Raw genomic sequence first — 18,487 nt, 5'->3', positions numbered from 1 at the left:
ACAATCGGTCGGGAGAGAATCTCCCTCCCAGATAAGGTTACGATGCCTCTATCTCTAAACTCTTAAGCCGATCTGCGAGGTGGCCAAATGCTTGCTCCATCGCATCTACATCTTTTACCCGACCGCTGGTACTGCCGAGGAGCCAAACCTCTGAATTACCAATCATGAAATCCTGCTTCCCCCGCTGGCGATTAGCCGATGGGTAAAGTTTTTTAAAACATTTCTCAAATATTTCAACGCTCGTTACAAATGCCACAATCTTCGGCTTATACTTTTCTATTTTCTTGATAAACTTTTGGATATCGTCGGGTGTGGGTTCCGCAGACGGATCATCGTCTTTGCTGACGACAAGCCGACGATTGAGATCAGTTAAACCGATATGATGTTTTAATAATGTCGATTCCTTCTTCTCGAAAAAGAATTGTTTGTACAGATCGTTGAGCACTCCGGTATTTTTAGCATCTGCCAGAGCTTTACGATCAGATTGAGAGATAACAATTGTCGAAGTGATGTTGGCATATTCCAGCATTTCCCAAAACCGGTTCTTGGGAGTCAGATAATAAAAACCAAGCTCGTCCGATATTTCTGCTACCGTCGTTCCGACAAATACAACGCGTAAGTTTTGAATTAAGATTTCTTTTAGCATAAATAGTATATCAATATAAACAAAAATTGGCTAATATTTTGCCGAATTATTTTCCTGTTTTCATATTATTATGATTCTTTTAATAATTATTTCCCCAATGATTTTTCTGCAGCAGCAACAAAGGGCCTTTCCCAGGGAAAATTGGGTTTCAGTGTTGCCAATTTTTCGTATAGGGGTTTTGCTTTTTCAGGCTGCTTCTTAATGGTCTCATAAAACCTTGCCAGATAATACAAGGTGTTGATATCGTCGGGAAAAGCAGTGAGACCAAATTCAAGCAACGCGAATGCCTCATCCATCTTTTCATTCTGGTTAAACTTCTTGAAAGCGAGCCCATATTCCTGAATACTTAGATAAACTCCATCCGGATTATTCTTTCGCGATTTCTCCAATTGAGCAACAGCACTCTGAACTCCCTCGGCACTGCACGTCGCAACAAACTGGTCGATGAGGGAAATCTTCATTTCCTTCAAACTTCCACTTGCTTCTTTTCGGGAATGTCCGCCAACTTTCAGCATATCAATAGCCAATTCAAGCACCTTGTCATTACCTGCAGCAATATCTTCTTTCGTGTTTAATTTGCGAATGTTTGGAGGAACGCCCATTCCTTCCCAACAAAAATCGTTCTGGTCAACTGCATAGCTCCAGGGCATTGTTAGAGTCCATCCGTTCATAAGCTTTTCCGGGTAGTATGCAGCAAAGCAGCCACCCGTGTTTTCCCCGATAGATGTTGCGTTCGGGAGAACACGCATTGCGAGTGCAAAGGCATCTGAACCTGACTCTGAGTAAGCGTTCTGAAGTAGAATAACAGGTCCTGTATATTGAATCGGTCCAAGTGGTTCAACATAATGATACGTGGCACTTGTATACGTTTTACTTTGATCTATGCGGTTGATATTTTTTTCGTAAAGCCGTTTCCTATCTGCAAATCGGCTGCCGAGTGCGGCTACTCCAAAACCGTTTCCACCCGGATTTCCCCTTATATCGAGTATCATTCCTTTTGCTTTCGCTAACTCTCCGATAATGTTATCTATATATTTTTCTATAACCTCTTTAGGAGGGAATCGTCGTATGCGCATATAAGCGATCTCATCTGTTAACCACCCGTAGAAAAACATGCTATCGGGGCTTGTCTTACAACTCTTATTTAGGTACTTGTCGCTTACTAATTTCCAACTGAAATCTTCCATTTTTGGATTTACTTTAACGAATGAGCAGAATCTCTTTTGTCCGGCTTCCAGATTAATATGTCCATCATTAAAATGTTCCAGCATATTGCTGAGAGTATTGAACAACTCTTCTTCCGTTGATGTCGGAGATATTTTAGCCGCGTACACTTTATGAAGTGCATTCCAGTCGATGCCTCGTTGTTCGAAATATGGATAATTGGCGTTGAGCAGATTCCACACCTGCTCAAATACACCGACAGGATTGATACTGTCTTTTTGTGCTTGGGTATTCGATATCCCGGTATCATTTATACTTTCTTTATAGTTTAGTGCCAGAGCACTGCATGCGCAAAATAATAATAGCAATGCAACCAGCAAACTTGTTTCATGTAGTATTCTTTTTTTCATGATTTCCCCTTTTATTGATTTGTATTTAAAATAATTATTTAGTGACTTTGATTTCATAATTTAGATGTAATTCTAATACGCTTATCTTATCTCTTGATGGTAAGCTGAGTTATGATTTGGCAAATGAGAAGTGCATCTGCACCATGATCCAATATCCGTTTCTCTTCTCAAGTACACCTGTCCACCGTGTGTTCAGCCAGTTTGCCGGTTCTCCTTTCCATTCGTTCACATCGTCGAGTATACAATAAAACCAGGCAACATCTCCCCTTTCGGAAAGATTAATTTTCAGATCGCGGATATCGTACTTGATGGCTTTAAAATTTGGACTGTTCCAGAATGGTTCGTTCTTTTTGAATTCGTCGAATCCCAGGATAACCCCGGGAGTCGGATCGACCTCGATGTAATTTGAATCATTAGAAATGATGCTGTAGAGCAATTTAAAATCTTTATTTTTTGCCCAGCCGATAGAGGCGTTGATTGTGTTCTCAACTACCGCTCTATCGATATTTTTGTCTTCGGCGGATCGTGAACATGAGCAAATAAACAAAGACAAAATGATGTATAAAATCTTTAATCTTACCATATCTTCTCCACTCCATAGATACGTTTGTCAAAGTACGCGGGCATTTAGGATTAATAAATCCGAATAATAAAGCAACAGCACTACCGTCCCCAATATACGGCGGCTTTGAAAATAAGTTTTGAAAAATAAGACGGGCGTATAATTAATCTACAGCTTAATTTTGTAGAGGAGTGGTTTTTGTGTAACGCGCGTGGTTGGGAGAATTTTTATATGGTTAATTTGAAGCTGGCAAATTAAGGCATTTCCAATATGGTTGTACCGACAAATACAATGCTTAAGTTTTGGATTAGGATTTCTTTGAACATTAAATACACCTGTTTGCAGTTGAAAATTATTCGTATATTTTATTGTATCCCTTTACGTAACTCTTCAAGCTCATGCCATCTGACATAGAACCGCTCAATTTGTTCCTTTGCCGCCGCAAGTTCTTTAGTCAATTTTACGGTATGCTCCCCATGCTGATCGTAGAAATCATGTGAGGAAAAAATTGCTTCAATCCGTTCCACATCCTCTTCAGCCCGGATAATATCCTGCTCAATTGTCTCAAGTTCTTTTTGTTCTTTCCAGCTTAATTTCTTCTTTGGCTTTTTGATTTGCGGCTTCAATTGAGTGTCTAGCTGTTTTGCTTCAGCAGACTTCGCCTCTGCCTCTGTTAAACGGGCGTTGCGTTTCTCTAAGTAATAATCGTAATCGCCTTCGCTAAAATGAACATAGCCGTTTCCTTCAAAGGCAAGAATACCATTGCATACACGGTTCAGGAAATACCTATCATGGCTTACCGCTATAACACATCCATCGAATGCTGAAAGCGCTTCTTCGAGAACTCGGAGTGTAGCTAGGTCGAGATCGTTTGTTGGTTCGTCTAATATCAGAAAGTTACCACCATTTTTCAATATCTTTGCCAATAAGAGCCGGCTCCGTTCTCCGCCGGAGAGTTTTCCTACCTTCGTCTGCATTCTGTCATCGTCAAACAGAAAACGACGTAGGTATTTCCAGACTGTCATACGTTCTTCGCCAAAGATAATCCATTCGTTACCTTCTCCAATTTCCTGTAAGACAGTGTTATTATCATTAAGCGCCAAACGCGATTGATCGATGTAATTAAAGATTGTTCTATCACCTATTTCGGTATGACCATCAGTCGGACGCAATTCTCCGAGTATAATTTTCAATATCGTAGTTTTTCCAAGACCGTTACGACCAATGATGCCAAGCTTTCGCGTTCTGTCGAAATTGAAATCCACTTTACTGAATAGCTTTTTACCTCCAAGCTCAATTCCGACATTCTTCAAGTTCAGAATTTTAGAGCCAAGAACCGATGCAGGTGGGATGATCAGCTCAACTTCCGCTTCCGGCTCGTGCCCTTTCTTCTCAACCTCTTCAAAATATTTGCTGAGCCTGCTTTTCGATTTGGTTCTCCGTGCACGTGGTCCTTTGCGCACCCACTCAAGCTCGCGGAGCAGGAAACGGTTTCTTTTTCTTTCTTCAGTCTCTAATTGCGATTCACGCTCTGCCTTATCAAGCATGAAGTCGGTATAATTACCGGTGTGTGAGTAACAGACACCATTAGCAAGTTCAATAATCCGTGTCGCAATCGAGTCAAGAAAATATCTATCGTGCGTAACAAAGAGACAGGCACCTGAATATTTTTCCAAAAATTCCTCCATCCATTCTATCGATTGAGTATCGAGATGATTCGTTGGTTCATCGAGGATGAGAAGATCGGGGCGTGAGATAATTGCTTTGCACAATGCTACACGGCGTTTTTCTCCTCCAGAGAGAGTAGTTATATCACGGTTTTTCTCAGGCGCATTCAGCGAGTGCATAACTGTTTCGATGCGGTTTTCTAAATTCCATCCGTCCCGATGATGGATGTGCAACTCAAGAAGATGCCGTTTTTCTGATTCAGGTGGAAGCGACTCATATTCACGGAGTGCTTCGATTACATCGTGTGCTCCCTCCATTATGTTTTCGTACACAGTTAATGCTGGATCAAGTTGAAAATCCTGGGACAGGTAACCTACGATGATATCCCTCCGCCGGGTCACCGTTCCGGAGTCTGGTTCCATAATACCCGTGATGATCTTCAGAAGTGTTGATTTACCAGAGCCATTATTGCCTATCAAACCGATTCTATCGTCTTCATGAATGCTCATGATTGCATTTTTCAAAACTACCTGCTCACCAAAGCGAATGGATAGTTCTCGCGCGGCAATAAGTACGGGGTTTACTGTTTTGGACATAAATCTCTTTTCATGAATAAAATATACCTTATCTAAACCTAATTGCCAAAAATTTATTCAATTAATAATTATGTGTATCAGCTCGATAATCGAAGAAGCAATTTCGATCCTGGTATTTTGCAGATAAGAAGCTGAACCATTAAACCTATCTCATATTCTAACATATCAGGTGCATTGCTTAAGGAGGCATAGAAGCTATCTAATGAACAAACTGCGAAGATTTCTGAAATCATTACACGCAACAAACAAAAAGCAACTCAGGAACAATCGTCGAAACCGTTGATTAAATGCAATGATAAAAAACGAACAGTTACGCATGAAAGCAATGGATAAAGAGATTGAACCTCTGCTGACTTCCGAACAATTGAAGAAGTATGAATCATTCAAGAAAGCGCAAATGAATCAAATGCGGAGCAGAAGTAAGGGAAGAAAATTTAATTCAATCTTAAGTGATTCAGCTATAACTTAAAAATATCTGAAAAGGCAAATGAGATGAAACATAAAAAAAATAAAAATGGAGTCCACTTTTGATGGACTCCACTCTATTAGTTGAATATTAAATAACTATTTTACAAAAAGCATCTTTTTCGAGCTGATTAATCGCTCGGGGGAAGTTATTCCATTCTCATCCAACTGTTCAACAGTCAAACGGTAGATATACATTCCTGATGCCAATGTGCTTGCATCGAAGATTGCTTCCTGTATTCCTTCTTCCAACGTTTTGTGATTCAGCAAGGAAGCAACTTCTTGTCCCAACATATTGTATACTGTTAATGTTACAACTGCCGAAAAAGGTAACTCAAACTGAATAGTCGTTGTTGGATTGAAAGGATTAGGATAATTCTGTTCCAGATTAATTTTTGATGGAAGAGTCACGACCGGATCAGGAATGTTCTGATCGTGATGTACAACAGGCGTCATACTGCTTGGTGAAAGATATCCGATATCCTGCAATTGACTCAATCCGGTCAGATGCATCGCAACGCTCCATGATGTTGTATCGATCGGACCGGAGAATGCGGCATTCAAACCGCAAAGTAAAGAATCCAAACTGAAATATAACGAAGGTGTGCTTGTATAACGATCATGATAAGTCATCATTCGATCTCCTTCCGTTGCGATATCACGAAGAAGCATACCGTTCCAAGGATTTCCAGGCTGAACCAATTTAAGATCTCCAAATCCTGGTGGAGTAATTCCTGAATCACTGATAAGAATATTAAACTTGAAAGTTAACAAGTCGGCAAATGTTTTATTGTTTTGTTTTGTCGGAACTAAACTTGTTTGCGCTTTAGTAAATGCTTTTGTGCCAATTAGATCAAATCCTTTTCCGATAAGTACGTGCTGACCTTTATCGTACAATGATTTATACATGTCGCCACTCTTCTTTAGCGAAACCCATCCGTATACTTTTGCCGAGTCAGGATTTGTCATAGCAACACCTACGATCCACGGATTGGTTGCAAAACCTGCTCTCAGGAATGCAAGATCGCGTACCGATGCAATGTTAGGCATTGGTAGTTCATGCAGATCAATATCGGGTGCAATATTTTTTGCGCTTGGGGTTCTTGTAACCGGACCGAGAAACAATTTGTTAATCGCCTGTACCTTAGCTTTTGTACTTCGTCCTTTTATAATGAGTGTCTGATTATGACTTAATACTCCACCGCTGAATTTCCAATCCTTCTTTAATCCTGAGGCTGTAAAAGATCCGCTGACGGAAAGTATTTCTTTCACGTCGTTTTTAAATGATACGTTTATTTCTGAAAGATCTCCTGGGGTTGTATTTATGATGCTGAATTCCCAATACTCTGTAACAGGTTTTTTGGGAATCGCTTTCTTCACAATCATCGAATCATATATGAATGTTCTGTAACGTGCACTATAGGCAGGCATCAGTTTGAAGAAAGCCTGAATGGTATGGTTAGTTGCAACGGTATTAAATGTATAACCGGTTACAGCACCAACAGAAAAGCCATCCACCACCACACTATCTACCGCATAGTGTGGATCAGGAATCATCGTATAACTTTGATCAGCACCATAGTTGACAACAGATACACCCGGTGAAGAAATTGTACCATTACTTCCGGTGCTTGCTGTAATTGTGTAAGTATCGATGGCGAATGAAACTGATAAGGTATGATTAGTCAAAACATTGTGCAATGTATAACTTGTTGAAGCTCCAACTGAACCGCCATCCAATAAGACATCCGCGACATGATAGTGTAGATTCGGATTGAATACTACCATCAGACTATCACCATTTTGAACGGAAACATTTCCTGATGGTACGGCTGAACCATTCGCACCGGCACTGACAACAACAGTATCCAATTTCACAATGAATGTTGCATGAATTGTATGATTGGCAACAACTGCCGGAAATGTGTAACTCAAACTTCCTGTCTGGCCTACGCCATCGATATATAAACTATCAATTTGGTATCCAATTGAAGGTGACATCGTGAATGATTGATCCCTTCCGTAATGAGTTAACACGGAACCGGATGGTAAAATAGAACCATGAGGTCCTGTGGTGGCTGTAATGATGGCACTAATTGTATCAGCATAAGCTGAAGATGAACTCACATTGAAATCGGCGTCACCGTTATAATTACCGGTGATTGAATGTGTACCGAGTGTTAATGATGAAGTTGTTAGTGATGCAACTCCGCCACTCAAAATCATAGGACTTGATGGATTACCATCAATAGAAAATGTAACTGTACCTGTTGGTGTACCGCTTCCTGGTGATGAAGAAAGAACGGTAGCAGTAAATGTAACTGCCTGACCAACACCTGCTGGATTTACATCAGCAATTACACCAGTTGTTGTAGCAGATTTATTAATAACCTGTGAGAGAATGGTAGATGTACTCGTGGCATAATTAGCATCTCCACTAAATGTTGCTGTAATGGATCGCGGACTTGCCGACGATGCAAATGCTGTCGGACTAAATTGTGCTTGTCCACCACTTACAGTCACTGAAGGTCCAAGAGGTACACCCCCATCATAAAATGTAACTGAACCGGTAATTGTTCCGGCTGTTAACGACGTTATCGTTGCCGTGAATGTTGCAGGCTGTCCGGTAACTGATGGATTATGATTTGATTGTAAAGTAGTAGTTGTAGTTGCTTTTACCATCTGACTCAAAGGAGGTGATGTACTACCCAGGAACGTTGCATCTCCTCCGTAAGAAGCTGTTATAGAATGCGATCCCGGTATCAATGAAGATGTTGCAAACGATGCACTGCTCGCACTTAACGCCACAGGAGCTGAGATTGGATTTACACCATCATAAAATGTTACACTTCCTGTAGGTGTTCCGCTTGTGGTTGATGAAACAGTTGCCGTGAATGTTACAGATGTACCTTGATTTGATGGATTATTATTTGAAATTACAATAGTAGTTGATGTACCTTTTACATATTGCCCAACTATAGATGAGGTGCTGACATCGAAAGTTGAGTTACCATTGTATACCGCAGTTAAATTGTGTAATCCCAGTGGTAATGTTGATGTACTCATCGATGCAGTCGCAGAGATGTTTAATGAAACAGTTCCTAATTCACTCACTCCATCCATAAATGTGACAGTGCCCGATGGTGTTCCTGGTAAAGGAGATGTCACATGTGCCGTTAAGGTAATCAATTGCCCGGTAGTAGATGGATTAATATCTGACAATAGAGCTGTTAACGTTGGAGATTTTGCAGCTCTTACACCATCGACTGACACGTAGACACTCGCGGCATCAGTTGCTGAATGTGAAATTACACCGGTATAAGTGCCAAGTGTTGGCGTATTTAACCTAACGAAAATAGTTGTCGTTGGAATTGTTGTAGGTCCATTCTGTCCGATTGTAATTGAAGCCGGAGGCGCAACCCACGCGATTTGATCTATGGATATTTCAAACCCCGTTGGTGCAGTTACTACTACATCGGCCGAAATATTTGTACCGGATAATATGTACGATTGTGTCGGACATGGAGTTGAATTTGTTTGGATAAATCCGGTTAACGAGGGTACAGACGTTTGAATCTGTGCATTGATAACCGCAAAACCCATCAAGAGAATCGATAAGATGAACAGTATCCTGTAGTTCATTTCTAACCCCTTTCAAAAAAAGTTGAACGATAAAGTGATTATTAATTTATTATGTGATTTATTTTCTTGTATGAGTTTTAAATGCCGGATTTTGTCAATGATTTAGTTATCGATTATACTTCAATGTCGTTGTAATAAATCCAGCTAAGCAAAGTACTGCCTACTTGAACAACCAACATTGAAGTAAGGATAGTTCCCACCGATTTATCAAAAGAGGTAAGTATTGTTGAAATAGTTAAGAATATTATAAATATGTTCCCCTATCAACCCGAATGATGAAAATTATTGATCATTCAAATGGAATGTTCACCAATAAACACCACAGAAAAATCGATCATGATTTCTATGGATATTAATAAAAATGGAGTCCACTTTTTGTGGACTCCATCTATGCATCAACCCAATTAAATATTTACTTCATCAATATCAATTTCTTTGTTTCTACAAAGCTACCAGCTTGTAGTCGATAAAAATAAATTCCACTCGATAAATGAGTACCATCTAAACGCACTTCGTATGTTCCAGCTTCTCGTTTATCATCTACGAGCGTTATAATTTCTTGCCCGAGCAGATTAAATACTTTTAGAGTTACAAACGATTCTTCCGGAACTTCATACTTTATTAATGTTGTAGGGTTAAACGGATTTGGATAATTTTGAGAAAGCAAGTACCCGTTTGGAATATTCCGATCATTTGTTTCCACATCTGTCAACGGACCTGTTGTACCATGATAGCGTAACAACGCAAAATCGTAACTGTTGCTTGGTGTAAGTGTTTCACCGGCAACTACTATGCTTCCATTTTCCTGTATTGCCACTCCAAAACCTTCTTCAAAAAATCCACCCATATCCGTCATAGTACCTCCGGAGCGATTGAATGATGTATCTTCCAATCCATTCTCCAAATATCGTGCGACAACAATATTCTGTTCACCACCACCGTTCTGAGTCACACCTGAGACAACAATTTTATTATCTTTCTGCAACGCGACGGAATAAGCTATATCGTAAAGGTTCTGAATTGTATCTTTTCGTGAACCAAACTTAGCGAAAGATGAATCAATCAATCCTGACGGCAGAAATCGCGCGAAGGCAAAGAAATCTCTACCTCCACCATAAGTATCACCAACGAGCAATATTCTTCCGACCGAATCGATCGCCATCGCATATGCTTTATCTACCTGAGAACCCGGGAATGTCACTCCTGCCCTTCCGGTTCCGTTAAAGGTTGAATCGACTGTACCATTTGTATTATAACGAACAACCCCAAATTCAGAATGGCTATTAAGATAAAAACTACCCGCTACGAGAATTTTTCCATCTGATTGTACTTTAACCGACTGAGCTTCGTCGTTTCCACCACCTACATCGGTAACTACTATTCCAAGCGCACCAAATGTAGAATCAAGTGTGCCATTCGTTTTTAATCTAAGTAATGCAATATCTTCATTGCTGACTCCATTGATGTAGCCTGCTAATAGAATCTTACCATCCGGCTGCAATGCCATTGCATAACAACGTTGATTTCCGCTTCCTATCGGAATGGGAATTGCCTTGAGTCCTCCATTACCAAAAGTCGGATCTAAATTGCCGGTTGTATCGTATCTTCCAATCATGAACATATATGGACTTGTAAGTGAGCCAGCCGCAACAATTTTCCGGTCTGACTGGATTGCTACTGACCAAGCAAAAGAATAACCGTAATTGTCGGTTACCACTTTACCGTTTAATCCGAACGTAGAATCCAGAGTACCGTTAGGATTGTATCTTGCCAGTGCGAACATACTATTTGCCGATCCAACAGCCACAATTTTCTGATCTGGTTGAATTGCAACACCGTACGCATGATCGCTTGAAGTTGAAAAATCTGTTCGTACAAATCCGTTAGTCCCGAAAGTAGAATCAATCACCCCCTCCGTGGGATCGGATGGATATACAAGATTATCCCTTTGAGCGACTTGTGAATAAGAAATCCCGAAACAAAAAAGAACTAATAACAAAGAACGTTTCATCTGATGATACCTTATAAAATATTATTTGATGACAAATAAATGATATTTAAAATAATAATATTTTATCTTGTTACCAAGAGAATTTTTATTTACAGTTGAATTAGACTGCACCATAGTGGCTAGCTCTAGCGTTCGAAGGTTTACGTTTTACTTTCTAACTGGTGGACTACGTCAGTAAATGTTTAAACAAATGTCAATATTTGACTTCGACATAAACCTATCTTATATTTCATTACTCTTAGATTTTGAATATAGATTAACATATTTTAAAAAGGAACGAAAGATGAACATATATAAATCCCTCCTCCTCGTATTACTCTTTTTCGGATTTACGGGTATAATAAATTCTCAGGATCAATCACGTACTGAAAATAGAGTCCAAAGACTGAAAGAAGCATTGAAACTCACTGATGAGCAAGCTGCGAAAATTTCTGAAATCATGAAACGCAACGAAAAGACATTTACTCAAGGACAATCAACGAAACCGTTGAATAAAAGAGAGATGATGAAAAATGAACGGATTCAAATGAAAGCGATTGATAAAGAGATTGAACCACTTCTCACTCCCGAACAATTAAAAAAGTATGAATCTTTCAAGAAAGAGCAAATGAATAAGAGGCGAAGCAGAAGCGAGGGAAGAAAATTTAAGGAGTAACAAAAACAACCGACGTAGAGATCACTGAGATAGACTCAGCATCTCTGGAATGAAACCGCTTATAGGTTCGCTATGTTTCGCTCGAATACTCTCCTGAAGTGGAAACCATATATCGAAAGTGTAATAGCGAGTGGAAAAAGCCGTGGATGCCGGATTACTGTCCATATAAAAAGTTTCCAGTATTGATAGCGTTCTTTTCCAATAACACCAAGCAATAGTATCGACTTGTATAACGCAATCAATCGACTTAGCTTAAAGTTAAATTTACGCATGCTTGGTTGTTTATAATTCTTGAGGAACTCTTTAACCCTTGCGTAATATTGTTTTGGTGAATAGATATTCTTAAGAATATTTTTATATCCATCGATTAGCGCTTCACGGTTCATCTTAGGTATAAAGTTCATTGAAAAGTCGGTGTTGTCGCCTGTAAACGATTTCAGTAACCTCCCCTCACTGTGAAGCCGCTTGTAAAGCTTTGTTCCTTTGGGTGCATTCAGCAAGCCCACCATTGCCGTAGCAATACCGCTTTCCTGTATAAACGCAGAAAGCCGTTCGAAGATTGATGCAGGATCGCTATCAAAACCTACGATAAATCCGCCTTGAACTTGCAGTCCAAACTTTTGAATCTTCTTGACAGACGCTATCATGTCACGATTTTTATTTGTCACCTTTCCGCACTCAACTAAACTATCTTCGTTGGGCGATTCAATTCCAATAAACACGGCATCAAACCCGGCTTGAACCATTAAACTCATAAGTTCTTCATCGTCAGCTATGTTAATTGATGCTTCTGTGTGAAATACAAACGGATGTTTCCTTTCATTCATCCACTCAATTATGACGGGAAGAATTTCTTTTTTAACTTTTCCTTTATTGCCGATGAAATTATCATCGACGAAAAAAACAGGACCCCGCCATCCCGATGTGTAAAGACTTTCTAATTCCGCAATAACCTGATTTTTTATTTTTGTGCGTGGTTTGTGTCCATAAAGGACAGTTATATCACAGAAATCGCAATCGTATGGGCAGCCACGTGAATATTGCAAATTCATTGTTGCGTAGTGCTTGAAATTAATTAACTCCCAGAGTGGTGTTGGCGTTGTATCGATATCTGCCCACTTATCTGTTGAATAGACATGGTTGGTAATTCCGTTTTTCAAATCTTCTAAAAACAATGGCAGCGTAATTTCCGATTCGTTTAGCACAAAATGATCTACATCGGTAAACTCATCGTGTTGTGCAGTGAAAAGCGGACCACCTGCGACAATCTTTGTTCCAAGTCTTTTACATTGCTGGATAATTGTCTTAACAGATTCACTTTGAATCGACATGGCGCTTATAAAAACATAATCTGCCCACCGGATGTCGTCATCCTCGAGGTTTGCGACGTTTAAATCAACTAAACGTTTCTCCCAATCTTTCGGAAGCATTGCGGCAACAGTTAGAAGTCCTAAAGGTGGAAGACTGGCTTTTTTAGATATGAATTTTAACGCGTGCTTGAAACTCCAGAACGTATCCGGATATCGAGGGTAGACGAAAAGAACTTTCATCACTCGGCTTTCCTTAACAACAAATCGGTACAACATTCCACCTAAATAACGCAAATCGCCGGGAGCGTAAGGCAGTTGATGCAGTCACATTTGTCCGGTTGTGGAGTGACTGTGTGATTAAATGTAAAGAAGAATTTTGTTGGATGCAATTAAGCTTTGGATTTATTAAGAGAGGCATCGTTTAGAAACAGAATCATTGCAAGTATTGAGCAAACCGCTCCAAAATAAAATGGAGTCGAGACGCCAACATAATTCCAAAGCAGTCCTGCAATGAGGCTGGAGAAAAATGTTACTATACCGGTGGATGTATAGAAAAGTCCAATTGCAGTTGCGCGTGTTTCACTTGGGACAAGATTCGAGATATATGCTTTGCTGATGCCTTCGCTCATCGCCATATACAATCCGTACATTGGGAATAATATCCAGAGGATAAGTCCATTACTAGCGATTCCGAAACCCGCATAAACAATTGCGAATAAGAGAAACGAACCGATAAGAATTGGTCGTGCACCAAAACGATCTGATAGCTTTCCGAATGGGTACGATAGCAATGAATAAAATGCGTTGAATACAACGTAAAGTACTACCGCGCCGGTCGTAGTATAGCCGAGCGATTGAGTTCTGAGAATTAAAAAAGCATCCGAGCTGTTGCCGAGTGCGAATAGAATGTTCACTAAAAGGAATATTTTATACGGTTTGCTGAATGAACGCAGAGGGAATTTCAATTTGAATTCTGATTTCTTGATTTCATGCTTAGGTTCTTTTACAACCAAAAGCAAAATCCCTACACCAATAAACGCAGGAATAGAGGCAAGAAAAAATATGAGCGAATATTTATTATCTAAAAAGTGAAGAAGTACCAACGCTAATAGCGGACCTACAACCGCCCCCGCAGTATCGAGTGCACGATGAAGACCGAATGCTGCGCCGCGTGTTTCAGGTGAAGCTGAATCTGCAATGAGCGCATCGCGTGCAGATGTGCGAATACCTTTGCCAAATCGATCTATGAATCGCGCGAAGAGAACATATAACCATGACGCGGCGACGGAAAGAACAATTTTTGCCAAAGCTGAGAGCGTATAGCCCACTGCTACAAAAGATTTCCGATGACGCAATCTATCCGAGAGCCAACCTGAGAATACTTTCAGCATGCTGGCAGTTGCTTCTGCGATCCCTTCAATAACGCCAACAATGGGAATGGGTGCACCAAGAAATGTTGTGAGAAAAATCGGAATAATTGGATACACCATTTCGGAAGCGATGTCGTTGAACATGCTTACTAATCCAAGTGCTTTTACATTTCGTTTACCGGCGCTACTTACTTGTTCATATTTCTTGGATTTAGCAACCGTATCCATTTCTGAAGATTACTTCCTGTACTTCGAAATGAACTCCTCGACTTCCGGTATGCCGCCCTGGAAAATCAGATAGCCGTTACTTGGTTCGCGCTCTGTGATCTCACCAGCAATGGGTGTCATCATAATTTCTCTAACTTTTTCCAAATCATTTGTCTGCCCAAGCGCCCAACCCAATTTCATATACCCAACCTCCGGCAACATATTTTCACCCGGTATCACGCCTAACTCCATCATATCTCGCCCAGTGTCATAAACATACATTTGAACATATCCCCACAACGTCTGCACTGTCATATAAACAGCAATACCTTTTTCTTTAGCACGTTTTAAAGCAGGATAAAGCGGTTTGTTGACATGTCCAAGCCCGGTACCGGCAAAAACGATGCCTTTATAATCATTATCGATCAACGAATCAATAATATCCGGTTTCATATTTGGATAATAATAAACGATGCTGACTTTCTCTTCAAATGCAGTATTGATCACTGCATTCTTGTCGTTCCTTCGTTTTTTATAATCCGTCCGTATCGGTGTAATCTTTTCGGTGCTCACCATCGCAATCGGTATGTCGCCTATTGTTCTGAAAGTTGAGCGATAACTTGAGTGCATTTTTCTTACACGTGTTCCTCGATGAAGCAATCCATATGTATCAGAGGTTGGTCCGAACATACAAACCATAACTTCAGCGATATCACTTTCGGCTGCTGTCTTTACGCTATGCTGAAGATTCAATGCTGCATCCGAAGAAGGTCGATCGCTCGACCTCTGTGATCCAACCATGACAATCGGCACAGGCGAATTCTGCACCATGAATGAAAGTATGGCGGCAGTGTGATGCATTGTATCAGTGCCATGCCCAATGACAATTCCCTGAACTCCTTTTTCAATTTCTCTTCCTATAGCTTCAGCGGTACCTTTCCATTGTTCGGGTCCCATATTTTCGCTGAAGACTCCATAAAGTTTTTCTGTTTCGAGATTACAAATATCGGCGAGTTCCGGAACGGAGCCATATAATTCACCGGGAGAAAATGCCGGGATCACCGCACCTGTTCGGTAATCTAAACGACTTGCAATTGTACCACCTGTTCCAAGTAATTTCAAATTAGGTTTTTTAGGGTCGTACGGAAATGCTTTCTCAGGAATTTTGTAATGCGCCTCTTTCCTTCCCGCTATTTTTATATTCTGAATTTTATTTGCCGCAATCCCGATGTTATACCCCGAACGCAATTTGATTACAACATGCAGAGGATCAGCAGTCTCTGAACGCGGAAGAATAATACCGGTATAACTTCCTTTGCTTGTTTTAATCTCTACATCGCTCCATACTAACGCATTAAAATTTTTAAGCGTTGATAATGCCTCACCGCGATAACCCTTATATTCATCCGTTGCCATTAGTTTTTCCCCTTCCCCGAAAATCCGATTTTCTCCGCAACAAGTTTTCCGTCAACTTTGCCTCTTACTTTATTCATTATCAAACCGATTAATATTTCAGTTTTCTTTTCATCTTTTTGAATTTTCATTTTTTTGATTGCTATTTTTGAATCTTTAATAATCTTCGTCAGTTCAGTCGATTTGATTTTCTTTTGGAATCGCAATTTACCATTCTCTAAGAAACTCTTCATCGCTAAGAAGATTCCTTCTCTGGTAACTATGCCGGATTTAAATGCCTCAAATATTTCTTCAAACGCTTCTATCTCTATTTGTTTCGCTTTGGGGAAATATGTTTTCAAACGTTTCTGATATTGAATTAATGCAACAGCAACTAAAGTCGGATTCAACTTCAAATCCTTGACTGTAATCTTAAACAGTTTTGTGTATTTAGAAGCTGCAAGTGGTTCAATGACATCAGAAGGGATTTTCAATTTGCGATACCACTTTTCATTTTCCCAGATTCGATTCGGCAAAGTGAGACGTAATTTATCCAACCTTTCATCCTCAATCCGTTTGGGAGGTAAATCTGTGTCGGGGTACATTCTGTCCGGACCGGGGAGTATTCTTTCAAATCCATTTGTCCCGTCTCTCAAAGCTTGACGCGTTTCGGATGGAATTCCGATTGTCGCTTCTCTCGCGCGGATTACTATTTCCTGCGCGCCTGTATTTGCATCTTGCTCATCACCCCAAACTAATACTAAAGTATCATCGTCTTTACCGCCAATCTGTTTTTTAATATTTTGCCATTCAGATGCGGCGATTGTGTCTCCGGAACTATCCGAATGAATTATATTCGGCAAAGTTGTAAGGCATGCAACAACGCGAACTCGATCAGATATCTCACGCGAGAAATATGTGTCGGTCTGAGTTTGCCATCTCAATAATCCTTTGTATCCCTGCAGAAGCACACAATTTATTTTCATTCCCTGTTCAATTGCGTTTTGTATCGGCTGGTATCGGGTCTTGCTGAGAATTTTGGTAACATTCTCGGTCTTCGATTTGAAAGATTTTTCCGTGATGCCACGGCGTTTAAGTTCTTCGCGCAGTCGTAAAAGATTCCATTGCCGCATCGCTTCGTTGTAAGTTAAAAGCGGTATACTAACGATTCGAGGTACGCCTTTTATTTCAATTCGTGTTCCTCCTGTAACACTCACGTTAACATCTTCCCTGCCGGCACCAATACCTGTGCGGACTCTTCCGGTGCTTCTGACCAAGCGTCTGCATATCTGTGCCACTTCGGCAACTTCAACCGGTGTGCGCATATCAGGACCGGTGACTGTTTCTATCAACGGCATACCTAATCGATCTGTTATATAAACTCTGCGATGTCCGATGTCGCTGACTTCACGGCAAGCATCCTCTTCAATCGATAGTTGTATAATTTTTATTTCCCGATTTTTGTAAGGGATTTTCCCATCTACGCCCACAATCGCTGTCCGCTGAAATCCTGTCGGGATACTTCCATCCAAATATTGCTTCCTCGCGATGTGAACCTCGTCCACCATTGTGCATCCGTAGAGCATACCGATGGCAAGTGCACTATCAAGCGCGTGATCATCAATTTGAAATGGAGGTGTATCATCCATCTCGTATGTGCAAACTGTTTCGCGTTTGATGCGGTAAATAATTTCTTTTTTCGTTTTGAATTCCATCAATGCTGTGCCGTCATACTCGCCAAGTTCCGATAACGTCGGACGCATATGGCGAAGAATTTCAGCATCATACTTATCGCTGTACCGACCGGCAGGACAGCGGCAAAATAGTTTCTTCTCGGTTAAGAGTTGTTGATGAATTTCCAAACCCGATTTGAATCCGACCGTGGCGTAATCTTTTTCAGTCATCTCATCAAATGGTTTAAATATAAATTTATGCATAGTAGTTTTTAGTTTCTTTCGTGGCTGTCATGGTCCATGCCATGACAGTAGATTGATTGATAATGTCTTTTTTCTGATAATGATTTTTTTATTATCTTGTTCTCCATCTGCTTCGGTCACGAAATGGTTCGTGACCGCTGGATTAATCTTTCTTTTTCCGTGACTGTTTTGTTCGATACCATGACATCAACAAATGTGATAGAAGGCCAGTTTCGGGAAGAGCAGTCATTCCAAACTTCCCGCAACTTTCTCAACTTCCTTAAGTATTTCACACGACTTAACAACTTCTTTCATCTTTGTATGATCGGGATAGAGCGGACGATCAACATCGAGATGAGTTACATATTTGCGGATAACTTCTTTTGCTTTCCTGTTTCCAATGCCGGGTGTGAACTCACGGAAATCGAGTGCTTGCGCCGCCGCCATGAATTCGATACCTAGAACTCCGTAGG

13 protein-coding genes are annotated in these 18,487 nt (G+C 40.4%); 2 read left to right on the top strand and 11 right to left on the bottom strand.

All coding sequences use genetic code 11. The features are described 5' to 3' along the window. Positions 1-37: 37 nt before the first annotated feature. The 4 genes from HZB59_06020 to HZB59_06005 all read right to left on the bottom strand — a co-directional run bounded on the left by HZB59_06020 (position 38) and on the right by HZB59_06005 (position 5,046). Positions 38-646, bottom strand: a complete 609-nt coding sequence (locus tag HZB59_06020; GenBank protein MBI5020975.1) for a hypothetical protein — start codon at positions 644-646, stop codon at positions 38-40. Between the two features lie 86 nt (positions 647-732). Continuing rightward, positions 733-2,220: a S41 family peptidase gene (locus HZB59_06015; protein MBI5020974.1), complete on the bottom strand. Its 1,488-nt coding sequence runs from the start codon at positions 2,218-2,220 to the stop codon at positions 733-735. Positions 2,221-2,329: 109 nt separating this feature from the next. After that, a complete protein-coding gene (locus HZB59_06010) occupies positions 2,330-2,803 on the bottom strand; it encodes a nuclear transport factor 2 family protein (protein MBI5020973.1) in 474 nt (157 codons plus the stop codon). A 344-nt stretch (positions 2,804-3,147) separates the two neighbouring features. Beyond that, positions 3,148-5,046 (bottom strand): ATP-binding cassette domain-containing protein, encoded by a 1,899-nt coding sequence (locus tag HZB59_06005; protein ID MBI5020972.1) that lies wholly within the window; start codon positions 5,044-5,046, stop codon positions 3,148-3,150. Positions 5,047-5,338: 292 nt separating this feature from the next. Between HZB59_06005 and HZB59_06000 the strand changes: the two genes are divergently transcribed. Beyond that, entirely contained in the window at positions 5,339-5,515 is a 177-nt protein-coding gene (locus tag HZB59_06000) for a hypothetical protein (GenBank protein MBI5020971.1), read from the top strand. A gap of 95 nt (positions 5,516-5,610) precedes the next feature. Here the strand turns inward: HZB59_06000 and HZB59_05995 are convergent, their stop codons facing one another. Further along, positions 5,611-9,153 carry an Ig-like domain repeat protein gene (locus HZB59_05995; GenBank protein ID MBI5020970.1) on the bottom strand — a complete coding sequence of 1,181 codons (3,543 nt, stop codon included), beginning with the start codon at positions 9,151-9,153 and terminating at the stop codon, positions 5,611-5,613. A 412-nt stretch (positions 9,154-9,565) separates the two neighbouring features. Beyond that, positions 9,566-11,164 (bottom strand): T9SS type A sorting domain-containing protein, encoded by a 1,599-nt coding sequence (locus tag HZB59_05990; protein MBI5020969.1) that lies wholly within the window; start codon positions 11,162-11,164, stop codon positions 9,566-9,568. 283 nt (positions 11,165-11,447) lie between these two features. On the opposite strand from HZB59_05990, the gene HZB59_05985 reads away from it, so the two are divergent. Then, entirely contained in the window at positions 11,448-11,819 is a 372-nt protein-coding gene (locus tag HZB59_05985; GenBank protein ID MBI5020968.1) for a hypothetical protein, read from the top strand. A gap of 59 nt (positions 11,820-11,878) precedes the next feature. Here HZB59_05985 and HZB59_05980 read toward each other — a convergent pair whose 3' ends face one another. The 5 genes from HZB59_05980 to HZB59_05960 form a co-directional block, all read right to left on the bottom strand. Then, entirely contained in the window at positions 11,879-13,369 is a 1,491-nt protein-coding gene (locus HZB59_05980; GenBank protein ID MBI5020967.1) for a B12-binding domain-containing radical SAM protein, read from the bottom strand. 149 nt (positions 13,370-13,518) lie between these two features. Beyond that, complete coding sequence (locus tag HZB59_05975) at positions 13,519-14,727, bottom strand: MFS transporter (protein MBI5020966.1); 1,209 nt, start codon at positions 14,725-14,727, stop codon at positions 13,519-13,521. Positions 14,728-14,736: 9 nt separating this feature from the next. Beyond that, positions 14,737-16,122, bottom strand: a complete 1,386-nt coding sequence (gatD, locus tag HZB59_05970; GenBank protein MBI5020965.1) for a Glu-tRNA(Gln) amidotransferase subunit GatD — start codon at positions 16,120-16,122, stop codon at positions 14,737-14,739. Beyond that, a complete protein-coding gene (gene gatE, locus HZB59_05965; protein ID MBI5020964.1) occupies positions 16,122-18,035 on the bottom strand; it encodes a Glu-tRNA(Gln) amidotransferase subunit GatE in 1,914 nt (637 codons plus the stop codon). The genes gatD and gatE overlap by 1 nt, the downstream gene beginning before the upstream one ends. 225 nt (positions 18,036-18,260) lie before the next feature. Next, positions 18,261-18,487: phenylalanine ammonia-lyase (locus tag HZB59_05960; GenBank protein MBI5020963.1), on the bottom strand; the 227-nt coding region annotated here is incomplete at its 5' end.

The organism is Ignavibacteriales bacterium (assembly GCA_016214905.1).
Taxonomy (GTDB): Bacteria; Bacteroidota; Ignavibacteria; order UBA10030; family SZUA-254; genus PNNN01.
The sequence above is the reverse complement of the archived record's forward strand: the minus strand, read 5'-3'. Positions and strand labels throughout refer to the sequence as shown.

Coding starts and splice junctions, on each gene's coding strand:
- HZB59_06020 (MBI5020975.1), bottom strand. CDS start 646: ATGCTAAAAGAAATCTTAATTCAAAACTTACGCGTTGTATTTGTCGGA.
- HZB59_05990 (MBI5020969.1), bottom strand. CDS start 11,164: ATGAAACGTTCTTTGTTATTAGTTCTTTTTTGTTTCGGGATTTCTTAT.
- HZB59_06010 (MBI5020973.1), bottom strand. CDS start 2,803: ATGGTAAGATTAAAGATTTTATACATCATTTTGTCTTTGTTTATTTGC.
- HZB59_05980 (MBI5020967.1), bottom strand. CDS start 13,369: ATGAAAGTTCTTTTCGTCTACCCTCGATATCCGGATACGTTCTGGAGT.
- gatE (MBI5020964.1), bottom strand. CDS start 18,035: ATGCATAAATTTATATTTAAACCATTTGATGAGATGACTGAAAAAGAT.
- gatD (MBI5020965.1), bottom strand. CDS start 16,122: ATGGCAACGGATGAATATAAGGGTTATCGCGGTGAGGCATTATCAACG.
- HZB59_06015 (MBI5020974.1), bottom strand. CDS start 2,220: ATGAAAAAAAGAATACTACATGAAACAAGTTTGCTGGTTGCATTGCTA.
- HZB59_06000 (MBI5020971.1), top strand. CDS start 5,339: ATGATAAAAAACGAACAGTTACGCATGAAAGCAATGGATAAAGAGATT.
- HZB59_05995 (MBI5020970.1), bottom strand. CDS start 9,153: ATGAACTACAGGATACTGTTCATCTTATCGATTCTCTTGATGGGTTTT.
- HZB59_05975 (MBI5020966.1), bottom strand. CDS start 14,727: ATGGATACGGTTGCTAAATCCAAGAAATATGAACAAGTAAGTAGCGCC.
- HZB59_06005 (MBI5020972.1), bottom strand. CDS start 5,046: ATGTCCAAAACAGTAAACCCCGTACTTATTGCCGCGCGAGAACTATCC.
- HZB59_05985 (MBI5020968.1), top strand. CDS start 11,448: ATGAACATATATAAATCCCTCCTCCTCGTATTACTCTTTTTCGGATTT.